The sequence below is a fragment of the Waddliaceae bacterium genome (assembly GCA_018694295.1).
GTDB lineage: Bacteria > Chlamydiota > Chlamydiia > Chlamydiales > JABHNK01 > JABHNK01.
The window spans coordinates 1-10,074 of the sequence record JABHNK010000061.1 but is presented as its reverse complement, the minus strand read 5'-3'; the positions used below and the strand labels follow the sequence as shown (position 1 = coordinate 10,074).

Genomic DNA, 10,074 nt, shown 5'->3' with positions numbered 1-10,074 from the left:
CTATGTTTCTACAGGACTAGTGCTCTTCAACGGAAGAGTACAAGGCGGTGAAAGAATAATGGACTTCCAAAGATCTAGACTCGCCAAGTGGTTCAAGAGCTCTTCACCAGCAATAGCACTGAAGAGTAACGATCCTACACTCTTTGGCGCCGACGTCGTAAGAAGTATGCTCGATGATTCGTGGTTCGAACCAACACCAGAATTATGGACCAAAGACCGCGACTTCGTTAGAAGATAAAAAACTCACAACAACAAAAAGCAGAACGTCTATTTAGGCGTTCTGCTTTTTTCATTGTTCATTGATCATTGATCATTGATCAATGCTTCTATCCGCTATCGAAGCACTGATAACTGATAACTGGTCACTGGTCACTGGTCACTGATTTCGCTATTCTTTTGATGAGCATCTCACGAGAAAACATCTCAGTGAATGTTACCATATCGATAAGATCTTCGTCGAGGGGAGCGCCATGAAGAACGTGTTCTTTGACATTCTCGATGATGGTAGTAGTAGACACCCCAGGAGTATATGGTACCATCCTGAAGATTCCCATATGGCGGACGTCGCCGTAGTATTTCTCGGTATTCTCTTCACTATAGTCGTCGCCATGGACGACGAGGTCGATGGAATGCTTTTCGATAAACCATAGTGGTATGCCTCTCATAGGACACGAGGGGACAACTTCTGATACCAATGACGACGTCTTAACGGCGGCAACGCGTTCGTCTAGCGTCATAATAGGGAGTCGTTTGTATGGGGCAGCGTCTTCGTCTGAGCTGAGACCTACAATGAGCTCGATACTATGCCCTGGAAACTCTTCCTTGGTGCAATCGATAGCCTGCCGGAAGAAATTTTTGTGCCCACCATGAAAGAGGTCGGCGATCATATCGACATATACGCGTATAGGCTTGTCGTCATCGACAACATCACCACCAAAAAGCATCAGCGGCATAAGAAGCATTGCAACAAGAAGTTTCTTAATCATCATGATCATCATATTTTTTTTCGCCACATATGAAATAAGACTTTCAACCACAGAGGACACAAAGAACACAGAGAGTAATAGAACATGGCCGGGGGGTATAAACTGTGAACTGTAATTGGTAAACTAAAGTATTACCTATGTTGGTGAACTGGACCGCCTTATTCCTCTCTGTGTCCTCTGTGGTAGAAAATTCCTATTATTCTTTCTTTGTGGTTAGCTCTTTGTGGTTCAATGCATCATAGAACCATCCTTTTGATGCCGTTTTTAATAAGGGTTTCATTGAAATTTATGAGAAGACCCACTTTTTTCTTTGCAAGCTTCAGATATGTCAAAAGTTGTGCTTCGTGGATTGGTTTTATTGTTTCCACGGCCTTTAGTTCGACGATAACCTCATCTTCTATAATGAGATCGATGCGAAGCCCCGACTCCAAGGCATGGTTTTTATAATGGATAGGACAGCGTACTTGTCGTTGAAATGGAATTTTGCGACGATGAAGCTCATATGCGAGACATTCTTCGTATACCGTTTCGAGTAGTCCTGGACCGAGTTCTTTGTGGACGTCGATGGCAGCACCTATAATATCTCGTGTCAGAGTTTCTTCGCTATAAAGTGTTGATGTCATATTCTTCCTTCCTTTCGGGGGTCTGGGGGAGGATTCCCCAGCAATTGTCTTTTCTTCTCTGTGTCCTCTGTGTCCTCTGTGGTAGAAAATTCCTATTCTTCTTTCTCTGTGGTTAGCTCTTTGTCTCCAAAGCTGAAACACGCTCAACGAGTTTTTTGATGTTCCTAAGTAGAACTTGCTGACGTTGATGCTCTCTCAAAGGAATAGCTGGGATGCCACCATACTTCCCTGGAGATTTCAACGATTTGAAGACGACGCTGCGCGCCGCTACCATGATGTTGTCGCCGATAGATAGATGTCCGACGACGCCTGCCTGACCGCCAAGGACGACATTCTTTCCTGTCGTCACTGACCCAGAGATGCCAACCTGTGCGACGAGGAGGTTGTCGGTGCCAATATGTACGCCGTGGGCGATCTGTACGAGGTTGTCGATCTTGGTGCCACGACATATGACGGTGTCTTCAAAGCGCGCCCTGTCGATGGTGGAGTTGGCGCCAACCTCGACGTCGTCTTCGATGACGACACAACCATGCTGAATAAGTTTGGTATGTTTGCCGTCGCTGCCAGTGTCGTATCCATATCCGCAAGAGCCTATTACAGCGCCCTGCTGGACTATTACCCTATCACCAAGGCGACAACGTTCCCTGATACTAGCATGCGGATGTAACTTACACCCTTCGCCAAGAGTCGTCCCAATACCGATATAACAGTGTGACCCTATCGTCGTGCCAACACCGATGACGGCGTCTTTGTCGATGACAACATAAGGCCCCAACGAAACATTTTCGCCGAGGGTAGCAGTCTCATGGACGACGGCAGTGCTATGGACGCCGACGAAACCCGAAGGCTCTTCAGGACGTAGAATGTCGAGGAGCTTCTGGAAGGCTAGGCTAGGATTGTCAGATATAAGATATCTCTTTCCTTCAAACTTATCAGCACTCTTGTCGATGAAGATGACGCCAGCAGAACTGTCGCGTGCAGCACCAGAATACGAGGCATTGGCGAGGAATGACGCCTCGCTGTCAGTAGCAACAGAAAGGTCGGCGACGCTGGTGATAGCATGGCTGCCGTCACCGACGAGCTCACAAGCCGTAACTTCTGCAATCTCTGCGAGGGTCAATTTTATCATCATACCTTCCTTTTTATAGCGTATAGGAATAGCGTATAGCGTTTAGTAAAAGAATTGATCATTGATCATTGATCACTGATCATTGATTTTAAGCGCTTCTTCGATGATGCTGTCGAGGTCTTCGGCACTATTATCGTCGATGTCTTCAACGTTGACATCTTCGATGTATGATTCTTCAACAGTTTCTTCTTCAAAACTTGCGTTTATTTCAGCGAAGTCTTTGTCCATCTCGGCGATTACTAGAGACGTGATGTCAAGGTCTGACGAGAAGAAAAAACAGCTGTCTTCATTGACGACGACTTTAAAGCTTCTTTCGGCAGCGACCTTCTTAGCAGCACGGTTTACGCTTTCTTGCGTAGTCTGTATAAGTTTGTAGTTCGCCTGGTTGAGCATCTGGTAGTATTGATTCTGGTCGCGAGAAAATTTCTCGTTTAAGGCGTTGAATTCCATTTCCAGACCTTTCTGCGTCTCAGGAGACAGACTGTCGATGTAGTCGCCGTCGTTGAGGTTGTCAGCGAGGGCGTTTATCTCTTTCTCAGTGACTTCTAAAGAAGATATCGTCTGCTGCTTGAGTTCGTCGAAAGTATCTTGTCCCTGCTTGCCGAGCTTCGAATGCTCGATGCATAGCCTGAAGTCTACGACGCCGATATCACTGAAAGCGTTTCCTGCTGTGTTGGCTTCTAGAGCGAACCCTAAGCATATCATCATAATAAAAAGGGTGAAAACGATAAGATGTTTCATGGATGTAATCTCCTTGTTGTTGTCCTATATTAGTTTAAAATTGTGCCCCGATGTTTAAGAAGAACCTGCGTTCGTCGGCCTTCTCTTTCGGGTTTAAAGGTATGCCATAGCCCAGAGAAATAGTAGGTGCTCCAGGGAATAGCGCGATATTAAAACCTGCGCCACACGATGTCCTTAGCGTGCTTATATGGTATTCTTTGTCGCTGACATCGCCAGCATCGAAGAAGGCGAAGACGCCAAGCTTATCGAAGACAGGATACATGTATTCGCAAGACAGCAGCATAAGGGAGATACCTCCCTGAGCAGTGGCTCCGCTGCGTTTAGGCCCTATGGAATAGTCGCGGTATCCGCGGATGTTGTCCTCGCCACCAAGAAGAAGACGCTCGCTAATAGGAAGCTCGTTGCCTTTGGTGCCGATAGGCTGGATGAAGTTGAGGTTCATCCTGTATTTCATCACACCACGACGCCAAAGAGGATGGTATAGCTTGTTGTCATATTTCATCGTGCAGAACGAATAACTTCCGCCTAATCCTGTATAGTCGACGGCAAGGCGTGACCTGAAACCATTGGTAGGCTTGTAAGGGCTGTTGGTGGAGTCGTAGATCATAAGACCGCCAAGGGTAGAAGTAACACCACCCTGAAGAAGGTCCCTCCATTCATCGGAATTTTTGTCGATGTCGTTGTTCTTGACCTTAACGTCGGTGTCTTTCAAACGGTAGTTGGTGCCGAAGGTAAGGTATTGGTTTACTGTATAGTATGCGTTCACCCCGAAGCTCGTAGCGTCTATATCGTAATCATCGGAAAAATACCTTTTGTTGCTCCTAGCAACGTCGAAGCCTACAGTCCATGCCGTGTCCATAAAGAAAGGCTTCGTCCATGAAAGAAGATACGATCTCTGTTTTTTTCCGATATTGACCTTTCCATGGGCGTATTCCCCGCCACCACGGAGAGACGCTCTGTCTTTGCTGAAAATATTAGCAAGGCCGTCGATGTTGAAGTTCTTTTCAAGAACGTCGAGAGCGACGAATAAACTGTCGGCAGTGCTGAAGCCCATAGCGAAACTTATGCTTCCCGTGCTGCTCTCTTCGACTTCTATGACCACATCGCGGTATTGTGGCCCTAAGGGGTTCTCATCATGGGGGTTCGCAGGGTATATGTTTACGTTGGAGAAATACCCTATATTAAGGAGGCGCTCTTCGGTCTTCTCAAGTTTTGTGATATTGAAAACCTCGCCAGGAGTGAGAAGCGTCTCGTGTAGGATGACTTTGTTCTTGGTGACGTCATTGCCGGCGATCTTTATCAGCCCTATACGGTATTGTAGCCCTTCTTCTATGGTGAAGTGTACGGAATACTCCGAAGCGCTCTCATGGAGGCGCGGCTGTGGAGCGGCATAAGATTCGATATAACCGTGACGGCCATAAGCCTCGGTCAGGATACTGACAGTCTCGCGGACTTTGTTCGGAGAATATGTGTCGCCTTCAGCGATAGGAAGCATCTTGGCGATGGCTTCGTCGTCGAAGATGTTATTCCCCGAGAATGTTATCTTTGAAAAGGTATATTCCTCGCCTTTGTCGATGGTGATGTCGAAGATAAGGCGCTTGTTCTTGCTCTCCTGTAAATCTATAACAACAGTAGCATCGGCATATCCGAGATTTTGGAAGTAGCTGTAGATGGTAAGCCTGTCGACCTCAGCAAGGTCTTCGTTATAAGTGCCACGACCCGAAAGCCAGCTGGTAAAAAGATTGTGCTTCTTGGTTCCTACCATATCGAGAAGGGCGCCTTCTTCTTCAGAAGAGACACCGTGGAATGTTATGCTCTTGATAACTCCAGAGCGTCCTTCGTCGACGTCGATGGTGATGTCGACTTCGTTGGTGTCGTCATCGACGTCGAGAGAATACGATAGCTTGGCTTCGAAGAAGCCTTTCTTGGTATATATCTGCTTGAGCTTGTGGAAGGCCTTGCCGAAAGCTTCACGGTCGTAAGTGCTGAGGGCTTTTATGCCAAGCTCTTTACCAAGACGTGACTTCTTTATACTCTTTACACCTTCCCACGTTATCGTGCGGATAATAGGTCGTGGCCATATGCTCAGCGTGATATCAAGGTCGCCACTATCATCGATGACGATGGAAGGCTCGATACGGTCGTATTCGTCGGCGAGAGTCTTGAGGTCGGCGTCGAAGTCTAACGGCGAAAAAGGCAAGCCTTCTTTCGTTAGCATACGCGCCTTTATAGCATGTACGTCGAAGGATATTTCCTTGTCGCCATGATATTCTACGGCGATGTCATCGACGACTTTGTCGTCATAACGCTGAAGATGTTGGGAATGTAATCCTCCGGAGACGAAGATCGCTGCAATAAAAATAAGTGTCGAAAAAATACGTGTCATTACAATAGGTATATGGTTGTAGCATAAAATGGATAGTCAGTGTAGTAAAACCAAACCATTTTTGCAACAAATAAGTTCGGAGCTCGGAGTAGGACCTTGAATGCCTTCTCCGAACTCCGAACTATGAACCCTGAACTCTGAACTAATAGCTACTATTTAAGAAGCGCCTTTCTGCTGAGCTTTATCTTGCCAGAGCGGTTGTCGACATCAAGAACCTTGACGCTGATAGTGTCGCCTTCCTTGACGATGTCGGTAACCTTGTCGACGCGTGACGTGTCAAGCTCGGAAATATGACATAGCCCTTCTTTTCCTGGGAGGATCTCAACGAAAGCACCGAAGTCTACGGTAGACTTAACAAGACCTTCATAGGTCTTTCCGATCTCGGCTTCGGCGATTAGACCTTTGACGATCTCTTTTGCCCTCTCCATCATAGCAGCGTCGCTGCTGGAAATGCTTACCTTGCCGTCGTCGTCGATGTTCATCTCAACACCAGTCTCTTCAACAATGGCGCGTATCTGCTTGCCGCCAGGGCCTATTACAGTACCGATCTTCTTAGGAGGGATCTCAATGATCTCAATACGTGGAGCGTAGCTAGAAAGCTCTTTGTTATAAGCAGGGCACGCATCGAGCATCTTCCCAAGGATATGAACGCGGCCTTCCTTAGCTTGGTTTAGAGCTGCCTTCATGATGTCATAGGTGATGCCATCGATTTTTATGTCCATCTGGAACGCTGTGATGCCTTCGCCGTCGCCAGTGATCTTAAAGTCCATATCGCCTAAAGCATCTTCGGCGCCGAGAATGTCGGACAACACCGCAAACTTCTCGCCTTCGAGGATTAGTCCCATGGCAATACCAGAGACAGGACGCTTTATCGGTACGCCAGCATTCATCATAGCAAGGCAACTTCCACATACCGACGCCATCGACGAAGAACCATTGGACTCCGTGATGTTAGACTCTAGCCTTATAACATAAGGGAAGTCAGTATCAGAAGGTAACGCTGCAGAAAGAGCACGCTCGGCAAGCTTGCCGTGGCCTATCTCACGACGGCTGGCAAAACCTGCACGCCCTACTTCTCCGACGGAGAAAGGCGGGAAGAAATACTGTAGATAGAACTTATAGTGGCTGTCCTGGTCGAGGTCTTCGAAACGCTGAGCCATACGCTCTCCACCGAGAGTACATACCGCTACGGCTTGTGTCTCACCACGAGTGAAAAGACAGCTGCCATGAGTCCTTGGAAGATAGTTTGTCTCGATGTCAATGAATCTGACGTCTTTGGTGCCACGACCGTCAGGACGTACACCCTTTTCGAGGATCAAAGAACGCATGTTCTCCGCCGTCAGCTGCTTGAAGGCTTTGCCGATGTCAGCTTTGTTATGAGCAGGGGACTCGACACCTTCAGGGATAAGCTCTTCAATGATACGCTCTTTCAAAGAAGAAAGCGCTTCGTCACGCTCTTGCTTGGTGGTGATCGCTGAAGCTTTGACAATCTCTTCGCCAGCAGAAGACCTTACAGCAGCAAGAGTCTCTTCAGGAAGGACGCGTAATGTTGCAGTAGCCTTAGGGACGCCTACCTCTTCGCGCCACTCTTTAAGAGCACGACATATTAGCTTGATAGATTCGTGACCTTTATCAAGAGCTTCCAAAACTTGCTCTTCAGTGAGGAAGTCACAGAAACCTTCGATCATAAGGATGCCTTCTTCAGTTCCGGCAAGGACGAGGTCTAATGAAGACTCTTTCTGCTGCTGGATAGAAGGGTTTATAAGGTATTCGCCGTCGATAAGACCAACACGAACAGCACCAACAGGCTTAAGAAGAGGGATGTCAGATATCGTTAACGCCGCAGAAGCTGCACAGATTCCTAAGACATCAGTAGAATTTACTGTGTCATAAGACCATACATAAGTAAGAAGCTGTACCTCATTATGGTACCCTTTAGGGAATAAAGGACGTAAAGGACGGTCCGTAAGACGCGATACCAAAATCTCTCTCTGCGAAGGACGGCCTTCACGTTTCATAAAGCCACCAAGAGACTTTCCTGCAGAAGAAAACTTCTCCTGGTAGTCGACGCGTAGCGGTAGGAAGTCTATGCCTTCACTAGGTTCTTTCGATGCACATGCCGAGCTGAAGACAACGGTGTCTTCGACTTTTACAAGGACAGCGCCATTAGCTTGTTTTGCAACTTTTCCTGTTTCGAATGTTAATTCTTTGCCGCCGATAGTGACGGAAATACTCTTGCGTTTCATATAGAACTCCATAAGTAAAAATAATAAATAATATGAGAATCTTCGAGAGAAGATATAGATAGAAGCCAGAAAGAAACCTTTAAAAACTGCAGATTAAAAATTTATCTCTGAATTCTATAGCTACCGCCTTCGATATTCTCCGTTAATAAAAAAAAAGGCGGCTATTGCCGCCTATTATCGTATCTTGCTCTACTTCCTAAGCTGCAGACGCCCGATAAGCCCCTGATACCGCTTGGTGTCGGTAGAGTTCAAGTAGTCGAGAAGCTTACGTCGCTGCCCGACGAGTTTCAGCAAAGCTAAACGCGATGCATGATCTTTAGGTGAACGCTTCAGATGCTCCGTAAGTTCGGTAATCCTTTCGGTAAGAATAGCAATCTGAACGTCTGCCGAGCCAGTATCTTTCTCGTGCAACTGAAACTTCTTGGTTATTTCTTCTTTTGTTCCTTTATCCAGAGACATTATAAGCGATCTCCCTTTTTTTTGGTTGTTCATTGTCATTTATTTCGCAAGTACATCTATTATACCATAGCACCTATTAAGTAAGCAAGGGATACCTTGGGATACATGAAAAATAGGTGATTTTGCATAAAAATATGACATTGCTCTATTATAACAGAAAAAGGAGAAAATATGAACGAAAATACAGACCTCGACAAGAAATTCATGAGAGAAGCGCTAAAAGAGGCGAACAAAGCTTTCAAAGCAGAAGAAGTCCCCGTAGGTGCCGTACTTGTCCACGATAATAAAATCATAGCACGGGGACATAACCAGGTGGAGATGCTCCACGATGCTACCGCACACGCCGAGATGCTATGTATCACAGCAGGAGCATCGGTGATAGAAAACTGGAGACTCAACGATACAACACTGTATTGTACGCTAGAACCTTGTATAATGTGTGCCGGGGCGATGCTCCTCGCTCGCGTAGGAACGCTAGTATGGGGTGCTCCCGACATCAGACACGGCGCAAACGGCAGCTTCGTCGATATCTTCAAAGAAAAACACCCAATGCATACCATAAAAATACGCTCGGGAGTCCTCGCAGACGAATCCGCCGCCCTCATGGTCGATTTCTTCAAAAAAGCTCGAACCTCGAAATAGGATTTTTCACCACAGAGGACACAGAGAACACAGAGAGGAAATAGGACTGGCTGGGGGAGTCCCCCAGACCCCCACTGAAAAGGAAAAAGAACAACAGAAGGCATACAACATGACGTCAACACTTTATAACAAAGAAACACTAACGCGTGATATCATAGGCGCCGCAATCGATGTCCACAAAGAACTTGGCCCTGGATTACTCGAAACGATATACGAAGAATGCCTTGCATACGAACTTAATCGTCGCAAAATACCATTCCAACGACAAGTACAATGCCCTATCCATTATAAAAACCATATCTTGTCATCAGGACTCCGCGTCGATCTCATTATAGAAGATGAGGTTATCGTTGAATTGAAGGCTGTGGAAACAATAAAACCAATCCACGAAGCACAACTGTTGACATATATGAAGCTCGCAAAGAAAAAAGTAAGACTTCTCATTAATTTCAACGAAATGCTTCTTAAAAACGGCATAAAAAGGATGGTTCTCTGATGTATTGAATCACAGAGAATACAGAGAAAAAGGCGGGTGGGCTAGGGGTTTTACCCCTAGGCCTCCGAGGATTTTCTTATGTCTTTGGGGGTCTGGGGGAGAGTCCCCCAGCCAGCTTTCTTTCTCTGTGCCCTCCGTGTCCTCTGTGGTGAAAAATTCCTACTCCGAACTCATCTGCGTTCAGATATCTTTTCCATCCTCTTACGCTCTCGGCGTGACAGCGAACCTTCACCATCTTTCGAGATCTTCTCAAGCATGGCGTCCATGAAAACTTCGTCTTTGTCGATCTCTTCGCCGGTAGAGAAGTCTACGATAGTACCTTTCTTCCCTTTTCTCGGAAACGAAGGCAGCATCCTCCTTATTATG

The 10,074-nt window shown here is 46.5% G+C and carries 11 protein-coding genes; 3 read left to right on the top strand and 8 right to left on the bottom strand.

Annotated elements, in window-relative coordinates; translation table 11 throughout:
* On the top strand, positions 1–238 hold a 238-nt coding region (locus HN980_06670), incomplete at its 5' end, for a hypothetical protein (GenBank protein ID MBT6929155.1).
* A gap of 124 nt (positions 239–362) precedes the next feature.
* Here the strand turns inward: HN980_06670 and HN980_06665 are convergent.
* The 7 genes from HN980_06665 to rpsO form a co-directional block, all read right to left on the bottom strand.
* Positions 363–998 carry an adenylyltransferase/cytidyltransferase family protein gene (locus tag HN980_06665; GenBank protein MBT6929154.1) on the bottom strand — a complete coding sequence of 212 codons (636 nt, stop codon included), beginning with the start codon at positions 996–998 and terminating at the stop codon, positions 363–365.
* A 224-nt stretch (positions 999–1,222) separates the two neighbouring features.
* A complete protein-coding gene (locus HN980_06660; GenBank protein ID MBT6929153.1) occupies positions 1,223–1,609 on the bottom strand; it encodes a GxxExxY protein in 387 nt (128 codons plus the stop codon).
* Positions 1,610–1,721: 112 nt separating this feature from the next.
* A complete protein-coding gene (gene lpxD / locus HN980_06655) occupies positions 1,722–2,738 on the bottom strand; it encodes a UDP-3-O-(3-hydroxymyristoyl)glucosamine N-acyltransferase (protein ID MBT6929152.1) in 1,017 nt (338 codons plus the stop codon).
* A 72-nt stretch (positions 2,739–2,810) separates the two neighbouring features.
* Positions 2,811–3,479 carry an OmpH family outer membrane protein gene (locus HN980_06650; GenBank protein ID MBT6929151.1) on the bottom strand — a complete coding sequence of 223 codons (669 nt, stop codon included), beginning with the start codon at positions 3,477–3,479 and terminating at the stop codon, positions 2,811–2,813.
* Positions 3,480–3,513: 34 nt separating this feature from the next.
* Complete coding sequence (gene bamA, locus HN980_06645) at positions 3,514–5,865, bottom strand: outer membrane protein assembly factor BamA (protein MBT6929150.1); 2,352 nt, start codon at positions 5,863–5,865, stop codon at positions 3,514–3,516.
* Positions 5,866–6,017: 152 nt separating this feature from the next.
* Positions 6,018–8,111 carry a polyribonucleotide nucleotidyltransferase gene (gene pnp / locus HN980_06640; GenBank protein MBT6929149.1) on the bottom strand — a complete coding sequence of 698 codons (2,094 nt, stop codon included), beginning with the start codon at positions 8,109–8,111 and terminating at the stop codon, positions 6,018–6,020.
* A gap of 189 nt (positions 8,112–8,300) precedes the next feature.
* The gene (rpsO, locus tag HN980_06635) at positions 8,301–8,570 is read right to left on the bottom strand and encodes a 30S ribosomal protein S15 (GenBank protein ID MBT6929148.1); all 270 of its coding nucleotides are present in this window, start codon (positions 8,568–8,570) and stop codon (positions 8,301–8,303) included.
* A 171-nt stretch (positions 8,571–8,741) separates the two neighbouring features.
* On the opposite strand from rpsO, the gene tadA reads away from it, so the two are divergent.
* Complete coding sequence (tadA, locus tag HN980_06630; GenBank protein ID MBT6929147.1) at positions 8,742–9,212, top strand: tRNA adenosine(34) deaminase TadA; 471 nt, start codon at positions 8,742–8,744, stop codon at positions 9,210–9,212.
* Between the two features lie 109 nt (positions 9,213–9,321).
* Entirely contained in the window at positions 9,322–9,708 is a 387-nt protein-coding gene (locus tag HN980_06625) for a GxxExxY protein (GenBank protein MBT6929146.1), read from the top strand.
* Positions 9,709–9,878: 170 nt separating this feature from the next.
* Here HN980_06625 and HN980_06620 read toward each other — a convergent pair whose 3' ends face one another.
* Positions 9,879–10,061: a hypothetical protein gene (locus tag HN980_06620; GenBank protein ID MBT6929145.1), complete on the bottom strand. Its 183-nt coding sequence runs from the start codon at positions 10,059–10,061 to the stop codon at positions 9,879–9,881.
* Positions 10,062–10,074 lie beyond the last annotated feature (13 nt).